Origin of the sequence: Streptococcus sp. 3613 (genome assembly GCF_013277375.1) — a bacterium.
Lineage (GTDB): Bacteria > Bacillota > Bacilli > Lactobacillales > Streptococcaceae > Streptococcus > Streptococcus pseudopneumoniae.
This window is the reverse complement of the sequence record NZ_VMMV01000030.1, coordinates 1-17,336: the sequence shown is the minus strand read 5'-3', so window position 1 is coordinate 17,336 and position 17,336 is coordinate 1. Positions and strand designations below refer to the sequence as shown.

The window sequence follows — 17,336 nt, the reverse complement described above, 5'->3', positions numbered from 1 at the left end:
CTCCCATGATTTACAAGAACAGCAGGACAAGCGATTTCTTTGTGGAGTGGTTCAAAACGCAACTCCTGCCTGCTTTGAAGACACCTCATGTTATTATCATGGACAATGCTAGTTTTGATCCCAAGAACATTTTGGATGAACTCTGCATCCAAGATAAACACTTTTTCTTACCTCTACCGCCATATTCACCAGATTTGAATCCTATTGAGCAAGCTTGGGCTATCTTGAAAAAGAAAGTAACAGATTTATTAAGGGAAGTCCCAACTATTTTTGAATGTTTGGAACGCTTTTTTAAAACTAAATGACTATATAAGTCCATAGGCCCTATTAGAGGATGTTCTGGTGTCTTATTCACTTGTTTTTTTATAGCATTAGTAGATAGAATCAGCAAATAAAAAAGTAGTTCAAATGCCTGGCAGCAAAAAATCTCAACGATTCATACTCTTCGAAAATCAAATTCAAACCGCGTCAGCGTCGCCTTACCGTACTCAAGTACAGCTTGCGGCTAGCTTCCTAGTTTGCTCTTTGATTTTCATTGAGTATCACCTAATATAGACTAAAGTTTAGAGTTTAAGGAAAGTAGGGCTAATATATTGTATGAAAAATAAGATTGTTTTTAAGCAAAACTCTTGAAAATGATTGAAAAAAGAGTTATTATAGATGTATAGTAAAAAGCAAACGCTTACTTAATCAAGGAGGACAGTTTATGTCATACAAAACAAGCAATGCAGAAGGGCATGTAGATTTCATTAATACCTATGATTTGGAGCCAATGGCGCAACAAGTGATCCCTAAAGCAGCATTTGGCTATATTGCTAGTGGGGCAGAAGATACTTTCACTTTAAGAGAGAATATCCGTGCCTTTAACCACAAACTCATCGTTCCACATACGCTTTGCGATGTTGAAAATCCAAGTACAGAGATTGAATTTGCGGGTGAAAAACTATCCTCACCAATCATTATGGCGCCTGTTGCGGCTCATAAATTAGCGAATGAACAGGGTGAAGTGGCGACTGCGCGTGGTGTGCATGAGTTCGGTTCTCTTTATACAACCAGTTCTTACTCTACTGTTGACCTTCCAGAGATTTCTGAAGCCCTTCAAGGGACACCTCATTGGTTCCAATTTTACTTTAGTAAGGATGACGGTATCAACCGCCACATCATGGACCGTGTGAAGGCTGAAGGTTATAAGGCGATTGTCTTGACGGCAGATGCTACTGTAGGGGGCAATCGTGAGGTGGATAAGCGTAATGGTTTTGTCTTCCCAGTTGGCATGCCGATTGTTGAAGAATACCTGCCAGAAGGTGCTGGTAAATCAATGGACTTTGTTTACAAATCAGCTAAACAACGCTTGTCTCCACGCGATGTAGAATTTATCGCTGAATACTCTGGTCTTCCTGTGTATGTCAAGGGACCACAATGCCGTGAGGACGTTGAACGTTCGCTTGCTGCAGGAGCTTCTGGTATCTGGGTAACCAACCACGGTGGTCGTCAAATCGACGGTGGACCAGCTGCCTTTGACTCGCTTCAAGAAGTGGCAGAAGCAGTTGATAGACGTGTGCCGATTGTCTTTGACTCTGGTGTTCGTCGTGGTCAACACGTCTTTAAAGCCTTGGCTTCAGGAGCAGACTTGGTAGCTATTGGTCGCCCTGTTATTTATGGCTTGGCTCTCGGTGGTAGTGTCGGTGTGCGTCAAGTCTTTGAACACTTGAATGCGGAATTGAAGACAGTTATGCAATTGTCTGGAACTCAGACCATTGAAGATGTCAAACACTTCAAACTTCGTCACAACCCATACAACCCAACCTTCCCAGTTGACCCTCGTGACTTAAAATTGTATTGATAAAAGAGATTGCCTCCACTGAATGTGGAGTTTTTTCTTCGTGTATTGGAAGAATAAATCGCTATCAAAAACTATATAAAGATATTTTTCGGTCAAATATCTTGCTAGGGCTTTCAATTTCTGTTATAATGGTCTAGTAATTAAATAATAAAGACATTTGGGGTGCTTTAGGCTGAGATGATACCCATTGAACCTGATACAGTTAAGACTGGCGAAGGGAAATGTGAACAGTTTTTTTCGTATGGTGAAATGAACGGTCTAATCTTGTAAGTCAACTCTAATTCTTGATTGTAATTGGAGTTTTTTTGTTTATATAAAACTGGGTAGGCTTGTTTAGGTAGCTCTCTGCAAATGCCCTCGATGTTCTTTAAAAGGATCAAGTGGAATTACGATTTTACTTGGTATTTCTTGGTGTTTTATTAATTACTAACAAGTAAAGAGAGGAGAAGTAAATATGGAAACACAGGTTTATGCATTTCAGCCAGGTTTGACTGTTGGAGAATTATTAAAAAGCAGTCAGAAGGATTGGCAGGCTGCAATCAATCATCGTTTTGTTAAGGAACTTTTTGCAGGGACAATTGAGAATAAGGCCTTAAAAGACTACCTGATTCAAGATTATCACTTCTTTGATGCCTTCTTATCCATGTTGGGTTCCTGCGTAGCCCACGCAGACCAGCTTGAATCCAAGCTTCGTTTTGCCAAACAACTAGGCTTTCTTGAAGCAGATGAAGATGGCTATTTCCAAAAGGCTTTCAAAGAGTTAAACGTATCTGAGAATGACTATCTAGAAGTGAGCTTGCACCCTGTAACAAAAGCCTTTCAGAATCTAATGTACTCGGCAGTGGCTTCATCAGACTATGCCCATCTTTTGGTCATGCTGGTCATTGCAGAAGGACTCTATTTAGACTGGGGTTCTAAAGCTTTGGCTCTTCCTGAAGCCTATATTCATTCGGAATGGATCAATCTCCACAGAGGTCCTTTCTTTGCAGAGTGGGTTCAATTTCTGGTTGACGAACTCAATCGTGTCGGAAAAGGTCGAGAAGATTTGACAGAGCTTCAGCAACGCTGGAATCAAGCGGTCGCTTTAGAATTAGCCTTTTTTGATATTGGTTATGATGCCTAGAGAAGGCTCATGATATTTACAAATTTGATGAGTTAATACTCTTCGAAAATCTCTTCAAACCACGTCAGCTTCACCTTGCCGTAGGTATGGTGTTCTATCTGCAACCTCAANNCAAAGCAGTGCTTTGAGCAACTTGCGGTTAGCTTCCTAGTTTGTTCTTTGATTTTCATTGAGTATAAATCATTCAATGTAACTGAAAAATTTCTTAACGAAAGATAGAGATAAACCGAAATCAGTAGATCGTATAAAGTGAAAAGGAAGGAATTCAATATGACAAGTTTAAAATTATTAAAAGAAAAAGCACCATTGGTCATTTGCATCACCAATGATGTGGTAAAAAATTTCACAGCAAATGGATTAGTAGCACTGGGTGCCTCACCAGCTATGAGCGAGTACCCAGCAGACTTAGAAGATCTATTAAAATATGCTGGAGGATTATTGATTAACATTGGGACTTTAACGGATGATAATTGGAAATTATACCAAGCTGCTCTGAAAATTGCAGAGAAATATAATGTCCCAGCAGTTTTAGATCCTGTAGCCTGTGGAGCAGGAGAATATAGAAAAAAAGTAGCAGATGATTTAATCAACAATTACAAACTAGCTGCGATTAGGGGGAATGCTGGAGAGATTGCTTCTTTAGTAGGTATAAATGTGGCATCTAAAGGAGTAGATAGTGCTGGTGTGGATAATATTGATGAGATTGCTCTAGCAGCCAACGCTAAGTTTCATATTCCAATAGTAGTGACTGGAGAAGTTGATGCGATTGCTGTTAATGGAGAAGTGGTAACGATTCATAATGGTAGTGCCATGATGCCAAAAGTCATTGGGACAGGATGTTTATTAGGGGCAGTGGTAGCAAGCTTTATCGGACTAGAAAAAGGTCAAGAATTGAAATCATTAGAAACAGCAATGTTGGTTTACAATATCGCTGGAGAAATGGCAGAAAAACGTCCAAATGGACATCTTCCTGGAACATTTAAAGTTGAATTTATGAATGCCTTATACGAGATTACAGATGAAGATGTAAAGGAATTCAAAAGAGTGAAGTAAGATGTTTTATAAAGAATTACTAAAACTATATTTTATTTGTGGAACGACTACTTGCCAAGGTAAAGATCTATATAGAGTCGTTGAGGAAGCCTTAAAAGGTGGTATAACCTTATTTCAATTTCGTGAAAAAGGGGAGGGAGCCTTAGAAGGTAAAGAAAAAGTCGAAGTAGCAATTAAACTACAGGATCTTTGTAAAAAATACAATGTTCCGTTTATTGTTAATGATGATATTGATTTGGCGATGGAAATTGACGCTGATGGCGTACATGTAGGACAAGATGACCTTGGAGTTGATGAAATTAGAAAATTGATGCCAGATAAAATAATTGGTCTTTCTATAAAAAACGAGAAAGAATTTCAACAGTCAAAAGTTGAATATGTAGATTATGTTGGTGTTGGTCCTGTATTTGATACCCAGTCAAAAGATGATGCTGGTGGCGCTATAGGTTATGAAGGTCTTAAATTGATGAGAAAACTATTGCCACAAATGCCCTTAGTTGCAATTGGTGGGATACAGACGCAACATATTAAAGACATTATGAAGACTAATGTTGACGGTGTTTCAATCATTTCAGCAATATCGTATGCAAAAAATATAGAAAAAACTGTTCGGGAAATGAGTGAACAATAGGTATCTATCCTTGGATTCTAAGTAAGTGGAAGTTTTCCTTTTCTAAAAAGATATATCCAGATTCAGTTTAAATAGCTAATCTATCAAACAAGACATTTGGTTTTTTCAAAAGAAAGATCTGCTGTCTTTGTGAGTGCAAGGCTGTATTTCCAGTTCAATTTCTTGAATTGTAATAAATCATTTGTTATAATAGTTATATAATTAAATAATAAAGACATTTGGGGTGCTTTAGGCTGAGATGATACCCATTGAACCTGATACAGTTAAGACTGGCGAAGGGAAATGTGAAATGTTTTTTTCGTATGTCGAAAAGAACGGTCTAATCTTGTAAGCTAAACTCTAATTCCTATCTGTAATTAGAGTTTTTTCTTTTACGAAACTGGATGAAGGTGATATAAACCTTTTGGTAGCTCACCTTGAGTGCCCCACTTTTCTTTAAAAAAGGAGTTTTTTATGTTGAAAAAATGGCAGTTAAAAGATGTTATCTTGCTTGCTTTCTTGTCTATCTTTTTTGGTGGGGTTTTCGTTGGTTCAGGATATGTGTATAATATTCTCAGCCTACTCTTAACACCTCTTGGTTTGCAGGCCTTTGCCAATGAAATCCTCTTCGGTCTCTGGTGTATGGCTGCGCCCATTGCTGCCATCTTTGTTCCGAGAGTCGGAAGTGCAACGATTGGAGAAGTACTAGCTGCGCTTGCTGAAGTCCTTTATGGTAGCCAATTCGGTCTAGGCGCTCTTTTGTCTGGCTTGGTTCAAGGTTTGGGAAGTGAACTTGGTTTTATCGTAACCAAGAATCGCTATGAGAGTTGGCTCTCTCTAACTGCCAATAGTATTGGGATTACGCTTGTTAGCTTTGTCTATGAATACATTAAGTTAGGTTACTACGCCTTTTCCCTTCCGTTTGTCCTTTCCTTGCTTGTGGTACGTTTTATTTCTGTTTATTTCTTCTGTACCATCTTGGTTCGTGCCATTGTCAAACTCTATCATCAGTTTGCAACTGGAGGAAAAGCATAGATGGGTCTGGAATTACGGGAGATTCAGTCCCCAATTTTTTCGGAACCGATTGATTTTACTTTTCATGAGCAAGCCTTTACCTTGTTAGTTGGGAGCAGTGGTTCAGGAAAATCGAGTCTCTTTCAAATGATCGCCCAAGTCAGTTCTCTTCCCTATAGCGGTCAAGTACTGATAGATGGGAGCGAAGTCAGTCAGCTTTCTATCATCGAACGTGTCCAAACGGTTGGTATTCTCTTTCAAAATCCCAATCATCAGTTTACCATGGAGAATTTGTTTGAGGAGCTGATTTTTACCTTGGAGAATATCGGCTATCACCTTCAGGAAATTGATTCTAAAATAGCAGAGGTGGTTCTACAATGTCGCTGTGAGAAGATCTTGCACCGTCCCATCCATCACTTATCAGGTGGGGAAAAGCAAAAGGCTGCTTTGGCTGTCCTCTTTGCCATGAATCCTAGGGTCTATCTCTTGGATGAGCCCTTCGCTTCCATTGACCGCAAGAGCAGAATCGAGATATTGGAGATTCTAAAAGAGTTAGCCTCTAATGGGAAGGCAGTCATCCTGTGCGACCATGATTTATCAGACTATGAAGCCTATATCGACCATATGGTGGAGCTAAGAGACGGACAACTAAGGGAAGTGTTTCAAATCCCTTCCTCTGAGATGATACAGGTTGCTTCAAAGAAAGTTGCTTCTAGCCCGGAATTGTTACATATGGATCGAATGACTTGTGAGCTGGATAAGCGCTCCCTCTTTTCGATTATTGATTTCAGATTTTACCAAGGAATTTCCTGTATCCTGGGTGACAATGGTGTCGGGAAATCAACCCTCTTTCGGTCTATTCTTCAATTTCAAAAGTATAAGGGACGCATTACCTGGAAGGGGACAGTCCTGAAAAAGAAAAAGAGTTTGTACCGTGAACTGACGAGTATTGTTCAGGAAGCTGAGAAGCAGTTTATCCGAGTCAGTCTGCGAGAGGAACTTCAATTAGATGGACCTGATTCTGAAAGAAATCAGCGTATTCTTCAAGCCTTACGATATTTTGATTTGGAGCAGTCACTCGATAAGAGTCCCTATCAATTAAGTGGTGGCCAGCAAAAGATTCTTCAGCTCTTGACCATCTTGACTAGTAAGGCTTCCGTGATTTTGCTAGATGAACCTTTTGCAGGTTTGGATGATAGAGCCTGCCATTATTTCTGTCAGTGGATTGTGGAGGAGAGGAATCAAGGAAGAAGTTTTTTGATCATTAGCCATCGTTTAGATCCTTTGATCTCTGTGGTTGATTATTGGATTGAGATGACTAGTCAGGGTCTCAGTCATGTGAAAGAAGTGACCATTGCCAAACCACTCACATCTCAGAGTAGCAATACTCAAGGGGAGGTGAGATAGTATGGTCAAAGTAGCAACCCAGACACCAATTATCAGTCTCTTCTTGCTGATTTTATCCTTGGAAACATCTTTCATTCCTTCGATTGCTCTGAATCTTTCGGTAGTCGCATTTTGTATTCTCTTTATGCTCTATTACCGTCGATTTAAAATGTTAGCTTGGATGATCATACTTGCCATTTTACCATCTTTTGCCAACTACTGGGCAGTTCAGTTACACGGAGATGCTTCACAGGCAGTCATGCTTGGAACGAGGGCCTTTGTGACCGTTTGTATTGGCCTTGTCTTTATTTCTTCTATTTCCCTAAAAGAGCTTCTCTTGTACTTGGCTCAAAAGGGGCTATCACGGTCATGGGCCTATGCCTTGATTGTGGTATTCAATTCCTTTCCCCTTATCCAGAAAGAAATCAAATCCCTCAAAGAAGCTTGCCTATTACGCGGTCAAGAACTACATTTTTGGTCGCCCTTGATTTACAGTAAGGTTTTGATGACGGTCTTTAGGTGGCGCCATCTTTACCTGAGAGCTCTATCGGCGCATGGATATGACGAACATGCACAGTTGAAGAATAACTATCGGACTTTTTATATTCCTAAAAAAACAAAATTAATCTACCTGCTTTTCTTTTTATTGCTTCAAACCAGTCTATTTTTATAAAGGAGTTATTATGGAATTTACAGATATTGCGATGGAATTATCCAAGGAAGCTTGGCAGGCTTCCTTTCATCATCCCTTTATTTTACAATTACAAGAGGGAAATTTAGAACCTGCCATTTTCCGCTATTACCTGATTCAGGATGCCTACTATCTGAAGGCCTTCTCGGAAATCTATCACCTTTTGGCTGATAAGACTTCAAACCAAGAGATGAAAAGGCTCTTGAAACAAAATGCTCAGGGTTTAGTGGAGGGTGAGTTATTCATCCGCCAACAATTTTTCAAGGAATTGGCAATCAGCGACCAGGAAATGGAGCAACATCCAATCGCTCCAACCTGTTATCATTACATTTCACATATTTATAGGCAATTTGCAGAGCCGAACTTAGCCATTGCCTTTGCAAGTTTGCTGCCTTGTCCTTGGTTATACCATGATATAGGCAAATCACTTAATCTTAAACCATCACCAAATCCTCTCTACCAACAATGGATTGAAACTTATATTACGGATGAGTTAGAGCAGCAGATCAGAGAGGAGGGAGCGCTGGTCAATCAACTCTATCGAGAAAGTGACGAGACAGACAGGAAAAAAATGCTAGATGCCTTCCACATCAGTGTTCATATGGAAGCCAAGTTTTGGGAAATGGCCTACCAACACCAGACATGGAAGAGCGATTTACAGTCTTTAGAAAAAGGAGAATAATAAACATGAGAAAGCACCAATTACAAGTTCACAAATTAACCATTTTATCTATGATGATTGCCCTTGATGTAGTCCTTACACCTATCTTTCGGATTGAGGGAATGGCACCGATGTCCAGTGTAGTCAATATTCTAGCAGGAATCATGATGGGACCTGTTTATGCCTTGGCTATGGCTACAGTGACAGCTTTTATCCGTATGACAACTCAAGGGATTCCACCTTTAGCTCTTACAGGAGCAACTTTTGGAGCCCTTCTAGCAGGTCTCTTTTATAAGTACGGTCGAAAATTTCACTATTCTGCTCTAGGAGAGATTTTGGGAACAGGTATCATTGGTTCTATTGTTTCCTATCCTGTTATGGTGCTCTTTACAGGATCAGCTGCTAAGCTCAGCTGGTTTATCTATACTCCTCGATTTTTCGGAGCAACCTTGATTGGTACAGCGATTTCCTTTATTGCTTTTCGATTTTTAATCAAGCAGGAATTCTTTAAAAAAGTGCAGGGATATTTCTTTGGTGAAAGGATAGAATGATGCAGGAATTGATAAATCCTTTTCCTCTGGAAACGAGTTCTCTTATTCACTGTATGACCAATGAGATTTCTTGTGAGATGCTGGCAAATGGGATTTTGGCTCTGGGATGCAAACCTGTCATGGCAGATGATCCCCGTGAGGTTCTTGATTTTACTAAGCAAAGTCAGGCTCTCTTCATCAATTTGGGGCATTTGTCAGCTGAGAAGGAAAAAGCAATCCGCATGGCAGCCTCGTATGCAGCTCAAGTTTCTCTCCCAATGGTAGTAGATGCGGTTGGCGTAACGGCTTCCTCCATTCGTAAGAGCTTAGTTAAAGACCTCTTAGACTATAGCCCAACGGTCCTTAAAGGAAACATGTCAGAAATTCGAAGTCTTGTTGGCTTAAAACACCACGGCGTTGGGGTCGATGCGAGTGCTAAAGATCAAGAAACGGAGGATTTGCTTCAAGTCTTGAAAGACTGGTGTCAGACCTATCCTGGTATGTCATTCTTAGTCACTGGCCCCAAGGATCTTATCGTTTCGAAGAATCAGGTTGCTGTATTGGAGAATGGCTGTGTAGAGTTAGACTGGATAACAGGGACAGGAGACTTGGTTGGAGCCTTAACAGCTGTTTTTCTCAGCCAAGGAAAGACTGGTTTTGAAGCTTCTTGCTTAGCAGTCTCTTATCTCAATATCGCTGCTGAGAAAATAGTTGTTCAAGGAATGGGATTGGAAGAATTTCGTTACCAAGTACTCAATCAGCTTTCGCTCCTCAAAAGAGATGAAAATTGGCTAGATGCCATCAAAGGAGAGGTTTATGAATAGAGAAGCACTTAGACTATATCTGGTAACCAATCGCTATCAAGATTCCGTGGAAAGCTTTCTTGCAAAAGTTGAGACGGCCTGCCGTTCAGGGGTTACCATAGTTCAATTACGAGAAAAAAATCTCACAACCCATCAATATTATCAACTGGCAAAACAAGTCAAGGAAATAACAGATGTTTATCAGGTACCCTTGATAATCGATGATCGGTTGGATGTTTGTCTTGCGGTTGATGCAGCAGGTCTGCATATCGGAGATGATGAATTACCCGTTTCGGTTGCCCGACAAGTCTTGGGACCTGATAAAATCCTAGGTGTCACCGCTAAAACGGTTAAAAGAGCTCTGGAAGCAGAAACATCAGGTGCAGATTACTTGGGGACAGGAGCCATTTTCCCAACTACCACCAAGGAAAATGCGCCTATCACCCTGATTTCAACCTTGAAAACAATTTGCCAAACGGTTGCCATTCCAGTAGTTGCTATTGGAGGCTTGACTTCAGAGAACATTGACCAGCTTATGGGCACTGGCATAGCTGGAGTAGCAGTCGTACGCGATCTGATGCAGGCAGAAGATATTGAGGCAAAAACCCAAGCCTTTTTATCAAAGTTGGATGACATTATTTCCTAACTAATACTCAATGAAAATCAAAGAGCAAACTAGGAAGCTAGCCGCAGCTTGCCCAAAGCCCTGCCTTGAGGTTTTAGATAAGACTGACGAAGTCAGCTCAAAACAGTGTTTTGAGGTTGCAGATGGAAGCTGACGTAGTTTGAAGAGATTTTCGAAGAGTATAAAAACTCTCTAATTCCCTTAAAGTGGGAACTAGAGAGTTTTTTTAATCTTTAAAGATTGTATGGTTGACTGGGCCAGAACCATGACCGAGTTGAGGGGCGTCTTGGATGGCTTTTGTGATAAAGGCCTTGGCCTTATCAACTGCTTGATAGAGGGTTTTCCCCTTGGCTAGTTCAGCCGTAATCACTGCAGCAAAGGTACATCCAGTACCATGGGTGTGACAGGTTTGAATTCGTGGGCTTTCCCAGACAAATTGCTCATCCTTTGTAAAGAGGAAATCCTTGGCACCGCCTTCGAGATGGCCACCTTTGATGACCACAGACTGAGGAACAAATTCTTTTAAAATCAGGCGACCAGCACGCTGCATGTCTTCGGGGTCATGGATTGAAAAACCAACAATCTCTTCTGCCTCAGGAAGATTGGGCGTGATAATGGTTGCAAGGGGAAGCAGGTTTGTTTTGAGATAGTCTCTAGCAACTGAGTCGATCAAGGCATCTCCGCTAGTCGCTACCATAACTGGATCTAAAACATAGGGACAATCCAGCTTTTTAAGATAGGGCTGGATGATTTCCATGATTTCGGTAGTTGCCAACATCCCAGTTTTTACAGCCTGAGGTGGAATATCAGAAAATACACTGTCCAATTGGGCTTCCAACATTTGAGGAGAAACGTGCTCGATTAGCTGAACACCTCTGGTATTTTGAGCAACAAGGCTAGTCACAACAGCCATTCCATAGACATCTCTAGCTTGGAACGACTTTAAGTCAGCCATAATGCCAGCACCACCACTAGGGTCAGTCCCTGCAATGGTCAAAGCAACGGGTAAATAAGTCATCTAAAACCTCCCAACCAACTGAAGTTTGTATTCTTAAGAACAAGCTAATCTGTTTCAGGAAGGCAATAGAAGACTGCTAGTCCCCATTATCATTTCCACTTCCATCAGCTAGCATTACCTAGATTGAGTCAGAGGGATCTAACAGTCGTTAATCTCAGCTTTACGCACCCCTAGTGGTTGTTTTCTTTTTTCTTTAGTATAGCATATTTTTATTGTTTATATAGTAATATTTGACTGAAAATTGTTTACTAAATAGTTAAAAATTTATTTTTAGAAGTAATAAGCATTTTAATAATTGACAATTGTAGATTTTAAGAGTATACTGACAATTGTAATCGACAAATGTAGATTTTGGAGGTGTGATGATGCAGATTTCAGATGCAGAATGGCAGGTCATGAAGATTATTTGGATGCAGGGGGAGCAGACCAGTTCAGATTTGATTAGGGTTCTGGCGGAGCGGTTTGACTGGTCCAAGTCCACAGTTCAAACTCTTTTGGCTCGTTTGGTTGAGAAAGAGTGTCTGACGAGGAAAAAAGAAGGCAAGTCCTTTGTCTATTCAGCCCTTTTAACTTTGGACCAAAGTCGGGATTTACTTGTCCAAGATATTAAGGACAAGGTTTGTTCCCGTAGGATTAAGAACTTGTTGGCTGATTTGATTACTGAATGTGATTTTACTCAGGCTGACTTAGAAGACTTGGAAGCTGTGATTTCTGAGAAGAAATCAAGCGCTGTAACAGAAGTAAGATGTAATTGTATGTAAAGGAGACGTCATGTTAAATAGTATTGTAACCATTGTTTGTATTGCCCTTATCGCGTTTATCTTGTTTTGGTTTTTCAAAAAGCCTGAAAAATCTGGACAAAAGGCCCAGCAAAAAAAGGGCTACCAAGAGATTCGAGTGGAAGTCATGGGGGGCTATACGCCTGAGTTGATTATCCTCAAGAAATCAGTGCCAGCCCGCATTGTCTTTGACCGCAAGGATCCTTCACCATGTTTGGACCAAATTGTTTTTCCAGATTTTGGTGTACATGCGGACCTGCCTATGGGGGAAGAGTATGTAGTGGAAATCACGCCTGAGCAGGCTGGAGAGTATGGTTTCTCTTGTGGCATGAATATGATGCACGGCAAGCTGATTGTAGAATAGGAGAATGATATGACTGAAATTATAAAAGCAAATCTTGAAAATGGTGTTCAAAAAATCCGTATCACGGCAGACAAAGGCTACCATCCAGCCCACATTCAACTGCAAAAGGGAGTTCCTGCTGAGATCACCTTTCACCGTGTGACACCTTCAAACTGTTATAAGGAAATTCTTTTTGAGGAAGAAGGCATCTTGGAACCAATCGGCGTAGACGAAGAGAAGACAATTCGTTTTACTCCTCAAGAATTAGGCCAACATGAATTTTCTTGTGGCATGAAGATGCAAAAGGGGAGTTATACCGTAGTTGAGAAGACTCGAAAATCTCTATCACTTTTACAGCGTTTTTGGATTACTAGTATCTTTACTGTGCCTCTTGTGATTCTCATGATTGGGATGTCGACAGGAGGAATTAGTCACCAAGTCCTGCGTTGGGGAACCTTTTTAGCCACAACACCGATTATGCTAGTAGCAGGTGGGCCTTATATCCAAAGTGCTTGGGCTAGTTTTAAAAAGCACAATGCCAACATGGATACCTTGGTTGCTCTGGGAACCCTAGTGGCCTATGGTTATAGCCTAGTTGCCCTCTTCGCTGGTCTCCCCGTTTACTTTGAAAGTGCTGCATTTATCTTCTTCTTCGTTCTTATGGGAGCCGTTTTTGAGGAGAAAATGCGGAAAAATACTTCCCAAGCTGTGGAGAAATTGCTGGACTTGCAGGCTAAAACAGCAGAAGTCTTGCGTGAGGAAAGCTATGTTCAAGTCCCTTTGGAGCAAGTCAAGGTAGGTGACCTGATTCGAGTGCGTCCCGGTGAAAAGATTGCGGTTGATGGTGTCGTAGTAGAAGGTGTCTCTAGTATTGATGAGTCTATGGTGACAGGTGAGAGTCTGCCTGTGGACAAGACAGTTGGAGATACTGTCATTGGCTCAACCATCAATAATAGTGGAACACTTGTTTTTAGAGCAGAAAAAGTCGGTTCAGAGACTGTTTTGGCTCAGATTGTGGATTTTGTGAAGAAAGCTCAGACAAGTCGTGCGCCGATTCAGGACTTGACGGATAAAATTTCAGGGATTTTTGTCCCAGCAGTTGTCATTTTAGGGATTGTGACCTTTTGGGTTTGGTTCGTCTTGCTCAGGGATAGTGTAGTTGTGCTTGGGTCGAGCTTTGTGTCTTCGCTTCTCTATGGAGTAGCAGTTCTGATTATTGCCTGCCCTTGTGCATTGGGACTTGCAACACCGACAGCCCTTATGGTGGGGACAGGTCGCAGTGCCAAGATGGGAGTTCTCCTCAAAAATGGAACGGTTCTACAGGAAATCCAGAAAGTTCAAACTATCGTCTTTGATAAGACCGGGACTTTGACGGAAGGGAAACCTGTGGTCACAGATATCATCGGCGACGAAGTAGAAGTGCTTGGATTGGCAGCTTCCTTGGAAGAAGCTTCTCAACACCCACTGGCTGAAGCCGTTGTGAAACGAGCGAGTGAAGCTGGACTTGAGTTTCACACTGTTGAAAATTTCCAAGCCTTGCACGGAAAAGGTGTCTCAGGGCAAATCAATGGAAAACAAGTTTTGCTTGGAAATGCTAAAATGCTGGATGGCATGAACATTTCTAGCACTTATCAAGATAAACTAGAAGAACTAGAAAAAGAAGCTAAGACAGTTGTGTTCTTGGCTGTTGACAATGAAATCAAAGGCTTGCTTGCACTACAAGATATTCCCAAGGAAAATGCCAAGCTAGCCATCAGTCAGTTGAAAAAGCGTGGCCTTAAAACAGTCATGCTGACAGGAGATAATGCAGGTGTGGCGCGTGCTATTGCCGATCAGATCGGAATCGAAGAGGTCATTGCAGGTGTCTTGCCAGAAGAAAAAGCCCATGAAATTCATAAACTACAATCAGCTGGTAAAGTAGCCTTTGTTGGGGACGGTATCAATGATGCCCCTGCCCTCAGTGTAGCAGATGTGGGAATTGCTATGGGGGCTGGAACAGATATTGCCATCGAGTCAGCAGATTTAGTGTTGACAATCAATAACCTCCTAGGCGTGGTGCGTGCCTTTGACATGAGTAAGAAAACCTTTAATCGAATTCTGCTCAATCTTTTCTGGGCCTTTATCTACAATGTCGTCGGAATTCCGATTGCAGCAGGAGTCTTTTCTGGTGTTGGACTGGCGCTCACTCCAGAATTGGCAGGTCTAGCCATGGCCTTTAGTTCTGTATCTGTTCTGACTAGTTCACTCTTACTAAACTTTAGTAAAATAGACTAAAAGTAATGACTAGATTTCTTTGTTATAAAACAGGAATGGCAGCACTTTCAAAACTGTATTAGAATAGAAAGTAGAGAGTTTTGAGCAGATTTTTAGAAAAGTCAACATAAATATGATATAGTGGAATAGTAAAAATTTGGAGAACGTTTCCAATTCTATGTAATCGTATTCTCCAAGTCTAAAAAATTGAAGGAGAGTTATCACTATGACTCAAGGAAAAATTACTGCATCTGCAGCAATGCTTAACGTATTGAAAACATGGGGCGTAGATACAATCTACGGTATCCCATCAGGAACACTCAGCTCATTGATGGACGCTTTGGCTGAAGACAAAGATATCCGCTTCTTGCAAGTTCGCCATGAAGAGACAGGTTCTCTTGCAGCGGTTATGCAAGCTAAATTCGGTGGCTCAATCGGGGTTGCAGTTGGTTCAGGTGGTCCAGGTGCGACTCACTTGATTAACGGTGTTTACGATGCAGCTATGGATAACACTCCATTCCTAGCGATCCTTGGATCACGTCCAGTTAATGAATTGAACATGGATGCTTTCCAAGAATTGAACCAAAACCCAATGTACAACGGTATCGCTGTATACAACAAACGCGTAGCTTACGCTGAGCAATTACCAAAAGTAATCGACGAAGCTTGCCGTGCTGCAGTCTCTAAAAAAGGTCCAGCTGTTGTGGAAATCCCAGTAAACTTTGGTTTCCAAGAAATCGACGAAAACTCATACTATGGATCAGGTTCATACGAGCGTTCATTTATCGCTCCTGCTTTGAACGAAGTTGAAATCGACAAAGCTGTTGAAATCTTGAACAATGCTGAACGTCCAGTTATCTATGCTGGTTACGGTGGTGTTAAAGCTGGTGAAGTGATCACTGAATTGTCACGTAAAATCAAAGCACCAATTATCACAACTGGTAAAAACTTTGAAGCTTTCGAATGGAACTATGAAGGTTTGACAGGTTCTGCTTACCGTGTTGGTTGGAAGCCAGCCAACGAAGTGGTCTTTGAAGCAGACACAGTTCTTTTCCTTGGTTCAAACTTCCCATTTGCTGAAGTTTACGAAGCATTCAAGAACACTGAAAAATTCATTCAAGTTGATATTGACCCTTACAAACTTGGTAAACGTCACGCCCTTGACGCTTCAATCCTTGGTGATGCAGGTCAAGCAGCCAAAGCAATCCTTGACAAAGTGAATCCAGTTGAATCTACTCCATGGTGGCGTGCAAACGTGAAGAACAACCAAAACTGGCGTGATTACATGAACAAACTCGAAGGTAAAACTGAGGGTGAATTGCAATTGTATCAAGTTTACAATGCAATCAACAAACATGCTGATCAAGACGCTATCTACTCAATCGACGTAGGTGACACTACTCAAACATCTACTCGTCACCTTCACATGACACCTAAGAACATGTGGCGTACATCTCCACTCTTTGCGACAATGGGTATTGCCCTTCCTGGTGGTATCGCTGCTAAGAAAGACAATCCAGATCGCCAAGTATGGAACATCATGGGTGACGGTGCATTCAACATGTGCTACCCAGACGTTATCACAAACGTTCAATACGACCTTCCAGTTATCAATGTTGTCTTCTCAAATGGTAAATATGCCTTCATCAAGGACAAATACGAAGACACAAACAAACACTTGTTTGGTTGTGACTTCTCTAATGCTGACTATGCGAAAATCGCTGAAGCGCAAGGTGCTGTAGGATTTACAGTTGACCGTATCGAAGACATCGATGCAGTTGTTGCAGAAGCTGTTAAACTCAACAAAGAAGGTAAAACTATTGTGATCGATGCTCGCATCACTCCACACCGTCCACTTCCAGTAGAAGTACTTGAATTGGATCCAAAACTTCACTCAGAAGAAGCTATCAAAGCCTTCAAAGAAAAATACGAAGCAGAAGAACTCGTACCATTCCGTCTCTTCTTGGAAGAAGAAGGGTTGCAATCACGCGCAATTAAATAATTCCTCTCGCCGAAAATCAAATATGAAACTTGTAGACTTTATTCTTTGATTTTCATAGAGCGGAACTTTAAAAGATCGGAGCAATCCGGTCTTTTTATGGAGGAGAGTAAATGAATTTAAATCAATTAGATATTATCGTTTCAAATGTTCCCCAAGTCTGTACTGACTTGGAGCATATATTGGATAAAAAGGCAGATTATGCTGATGATGGTTTTGCTCAGTTTACGATTGGCAGTCACTGTCTGATGTTGTCTCAAAATCATTTGGTTCCTTTGGAAAACTTTCAGTCAGGAATCATTGTTCATATCGAGGTTGAGGATCTAAATCAGAATTACCAACGTTTAAAAGAGATCGGTGTCGAGATTTTACACGGTCCTTGTGAAACGGATTGGGGAACAGAATCCTTGATTGTAAAAGGTCCTGCTGGTCTAGTGATTGATTTTTATCGTATGAAATAGGACGCTTAGTCATTTGACGTTAACCTTAGCTATTTTTAAAACAGAAATTGAGAATACGAACTATTGAAAAGATCGGAGCAATCCGGTCTTTTTATTATAAAGAAATTGCATATAATACTCATCTGCTTTCAAAAAGCATTCTAG

18 protein-coding genes, 1 pseudogene and 3 riboswitches are annotated in these 17,336 nt (G+C 41.0%); of the genes and pseudogenes, 18 read left to right on the top strand and 1 reads right to left on the bottom strand.

Translation table 11 applies throughout. The annotated features are described in order from the left end of the window. From HT708_RS03775 to HT708_RS12125, 13 genes and pseudogenes are all read left to right on the top strand, one after another. A pseudogene (locus HT708_RS03775) lies at window positions 1–305 on the top strand (IS630 family transposase); the annotation flags it as partial. Between the two features lie 401 nt (window positions 306–706). Continuing rightward, window positions 707–1,843, top strand: a complete 1,137-nt coding sequence (gene lctO / locus HT708_RS03770) for an L-lactate oxidase (protein WP_000120711.1) — start codon at window positions 707–709, stop codon at window positions 1,841–1,843. A gap of 148 nt (window positions 1,844–1,991) precedes the next feature. Next, a riboswitch (TPP riboswitch) is annotated at window positions 1,992–2,080 on the top strand. 217 nt (window positions 2,081–2,297) lie between these two features. Continuing rightward, the gene (locus HT708_RS03765) at window positions 2,298–2,966 is read left to right on the top strand and encodes a TenA family protein (protein WP_023941460.1); all 669 of its coding nucleotides are present in this window, start codon (window positions 2,298–2,300) and stop codon (window positions 2,964–2,966) included. Between the two features lie 270 nt (window positions 2,967–3,236). Continuing rightward, a complete protein-coding gene (thiM, locus tag HT708_RS03755) occupies window positions 3,237–4,019 on the top strand; it encodes a hydroxyethylthiazole kinase (protein WP_050223509.1) in 783 nt (260 codons plus the stop codon). Window position 4,020: 1 nt separating this feature from the next. Next, window positions 4,021–4,650: a thiamine phosphate synthase gene (gene thiE, locus HT708_RS03750; RefSeq protein WP_172926007.1), complete on the top strand. Its 630-nt coding sequence runs from the start codon at window positions 4,021–4,023 to the stop codon at window positions 4,648–4,650. Window positions 4,651–4,859: 209 nt separating this feature from the next. Beyond that, window positions 4,860–4,948, top strand: a riboswitch (TPP riboswitch). A 155-nt stretch (window positions 4,949–5,103) separates the two neighbouring features. Further along, the gene (locus HT708_RS03745) at window positions 5,104–5,664 is read left to right on the top strand and encodes an ECF transporter S component (protein ID WP_000915290.1); all 561 of its coding nucleotides are present in this window, start codon (window positions 5,104–5,106) and stop codon (window positions 5,662–5,664) included. Then, entirely contained in the window at window positions 5,665–7,050 is a 1,386-nt protein-coding gene (locus tag HT708_RS03740) for an ABC transporter ATP-binding protein (protein ID WP_050208621.1), read from the top strand. Between the two features lies 1 nt (window position 7,051). Next, window positions 7,052–7,702 (top strand): energy-coupling factor transporter transmembrane component T, encoded by a 651-nt coding sequence (locus HT708_RS03735; protein WP_000241367.1) that lies wholly within the window; start codon window positions 7,052–7,054, stop codon window positions 7,700–7,702. A 10-nt stretch (window positions 7,703–7,712) separates the two neighbouring features. Continuing rightward, a complete protein-coding gene (gene tenA, locus HT708_RS03730) occupies window positions 7,713–8,402 on the top strand; it encodes a thiaminase II (protein ID WP_000397182.1) in 690 nt (229 codons plus the stop codon). Between the two features lie 5 nt (window positions 8,403–8,407). After that, window positions 8,408–8,932, top strand: a complete 525-nt coding sequence (thiW, locus tag HT708_RS03725) for an energy coupling factor transporter S component ThiW (protein ID WP_050208623.1) — start codon at window positions 8,408–8,410, stop codon at window positions 8,930–8,932. Continuing rightward, window positions 8,932–9,735, top strand: coding sequence for a hydroxyethylthiazole kinase (locus HT708_RS03720; protein WP_001156960.1), 804 nt, complete (start codon window positions 8,932–8,934; stop codon window positions 9,733–9,735). The genes thiW and HT708_RS03720 overlap by 1 nt, the downstream gene beginning before the upstream one ends. Beyond that, window positions 9,728–10,360: a thiamine phosphate synthase gene (thiE, locus tag HT708_RS03715; protein WP_023941452.1), complete on the top strand. Its 633-nt coding sequence runs from the start codon at window positions 9,728–9,730 to the stop codon at window positions 10,358–10,360. The genes HT708_RS03720 and thiE (HT708_RS03715) overlap by 8 nt, the downstream gene beginning before the upstream one ends. Before the next feature lie 10 nt (window positions 10,361–10,370). Continuing rightward, window positions 10,371–10,493: a hypothetical protein gene (locus HT708_RS12125; protein ID WP_258953717.1), complete on the top strand. Its 123-nt coding sequence runs from the start codon at window positions 10,371–10,373 to the stop codon at window positions 10,491–10,493. A 72-nt stretch (window positions 10,494–10,565) separates the two neighbouring features. Here HT708_RS12125 and thiD read toward each other — a convergent pair whose 3' ends face one another. Beyond that, window positions 10,566–11,357 (bottom strand): bifunctional hydroxymethylpyrimidine kinase/phosphomethylpyrimidine kinase, encoded by a 792-nt coding sequence (thiD, locus tag HT708_RS03710; protein ID WP_172926006.1) that lies wholly within the window; start codon window positions 11,355–11,357, stop codon window positions 10,566–10,568. 83 nt (window positions 11,358–11,440) lie between these two features. Further along, window positions 11,441–11,539: riboswitch (TPP riboswitch) on the bottom strand. A 183-nt stretch (window positions 11,540–11,722) separates the two neighbouring features. On the opposite strand from thiD, the gene HT708_RS03705 reads away from it, so the two are divergent. The 5 genes from HT708_RS03705 (at window position 11,723) to HT708_RS03685 (ending at window position 17,192) form a co-directional block, all read left to right on the top strand. Then, window positions 11,723–12,118, top strand: coding sequence for a CopY/TcrY family copper transport repressor (locus tag HT708_RS03705; RefSeq protein ID WP_172926009.1), 396 nt, complete (start codon window positions 11,723–11,725; stop codon window positions 12,116–12,118). A gap of 10 nt (window positions 12,119–12,128) precedes the next feature. Continuing rightward, the gene (locus HT708_RS03700) at window positions 12,129–12,500 is read left to right on the top strand and encodes a cupredoxin domain-containing protein (protein ID WP_172926005.1); all 372 of its coding nucleotides are present in this window, start codon (window positions 12,129–12,131) and stop codon (window positions 12,498–12,500) included. Window positions 12,501–12,509: 9 nt separating this feature from the next. After that, window positions 12,510–14,753, top strand: a complete 2,244-nt coding sequence (locus HT708_RS03695) for a heavy metal translocating P-type ATPase (RefSeq protein ID WP_172926004.1) — start codon at window positions 12,510–12,512, stop codon at window positions 14,751–14,753. 205 nt (window positions 14,754–14,958) lie between these two features. Beyond that, complete coding sequence (spxB, locus tag HT708_RS03690) at window positions 14,959–16,734, top strand: pyruvate oxidase (protein WP_023941447.1); 1,776 nt, start codon at window positions 14,959–14,961, stop codon at window positions 16,732–16,734. 110 nt (window positions 16,735–16,844) lie between these two features. Continuing rightward, window positions 16,845–17,192, top strand: a complete 348-nt coding sequence (locus HT708_RS03685; RefSeq protein WP_172926003.1) for a VOC family protein — start codon at window positions 16,845–16,847, stop codon at window positions 17,190–17,192. Window positions 17,193–17,336: the final 144 nt, after the last annotated feature.

Bases quoted from the DNA above. Each gene is read 5' to 3' on its own strand.
- HT708_RS03740 (WP_050208621.1), top strand. From the start codon at position 5,665: ATGGGTCTGGAATTACGGGAGATTCAGTCCCCAATTTTTTCGGAACCG.
- tenA (WP_000397182.1), top strand. From the start codon at position 7,713: ATGGAATTTACAGATATTGCGATGGAATTATCCAAGGAAGCTTGGCAG.
- HT708_RS12125 (WP_258953717.1), top strand. From the start codon at position 10,371: ATGAAAATCAAAGAGCAAACTAGGAAGCTAGCCGCAGCTTGCCCAAAG.
- thiE (WP_172926007.1), top strand. From the start codon at position 4,021: ATGTTTTATAAAGAATTACTAAAACTATATTTTATTTGTGGAACGACT.
- HT708_RS03695 (WP_172926004.1), top strand. From the start codon at position 12,510: ATGACTGAAATTATAAAAGCAAATCTTGAAAATGGTGTTCAAAAAATC.
- thiM (WP_050223509.1), top strand. From the start codon at position 3,237: ATGACAAGTTTAAAATTATTAAAAGAAAAAGCACCATTGGTCATTTGC.
- thiW (WP_050208623.1), top strand. From the start codon at position 8,408: ATGAGAAAGCACCAATTACAAGTTCACAAATTAACCATTTTATCTATG.
- HT708_RS03720 (WP_001156960.1), top strand. From the start codon at position 8,932: ATGCAGGAATTGATAAATCCTTTTCCTCTGGAAACGAGTTCTCTTATT.
- HT708_RS03685 (WP_172926003.1), top strand. From the start codon at position 16,845: ATGAATTTAAATCAATTAGATATTATCGTTTCAAATGTTCCCCAAGTC.
- spxB (WP_023941447.1), top strand. From the start codon at position 14,959: ATGACTCAAGGAAAAATTACTGCATCTGCAGCAATGCTTAACGTATTG.
- HT708_RS03735 (WP_000241367.1), top strand. From the start codon at position 7,052: ATGGTCAAAGTAGCAACCCAGACACCAATTATCAGTCTCTTCTTGCTG.
- thiD (WP_172926006.1), bottom strand. From the start codon at position 11,357: ATGACTTATTTACCCGTTGCTTTGACCATTGCAGGGACTGACCCTAGT.
- HT708_RS03705 (WP_172926009.1), top strand. From the start codon at position 11,723: ATGCAGATTTCAGATGCAGAATGGCAGGTCATGAAGATTATTTGGATG.
- HT708_RS03700 (WP_172926005.1), top strand. From the start codon at position 12,129: ATGTTAAATAGTATTGTAACCATTGTTTGTATTGCCCTTATCGCGTTT.
- HT708_RS03765 (WP_023941460.1), top strand. From the start codon at position 2,298: ATGGAAACACAGGTTTATGCATTTCAGCCAGGTTTGACTGTTGGAGAA.
- HT708_RS03745 (WP_000915290.1), top strand. From the start codon at position 5,104: ATGTTGAAAAAATGGCAGTTAAAAGATGTTATCTTGCTTGCTTTCTTG.
- lctO (WP_000120711.1), top strand. From the start codon at position 707: ATGTCATACAAAACAAGCAATGCAGAAGGGCATGTAGATTTCATTAAT.
- thiE (WP_023941452.1), top strand. From the start codon at position 9,728: ATGAATAGAGAAGCACTTAGACTATATCTGGTAACCAATCGCTATCAA.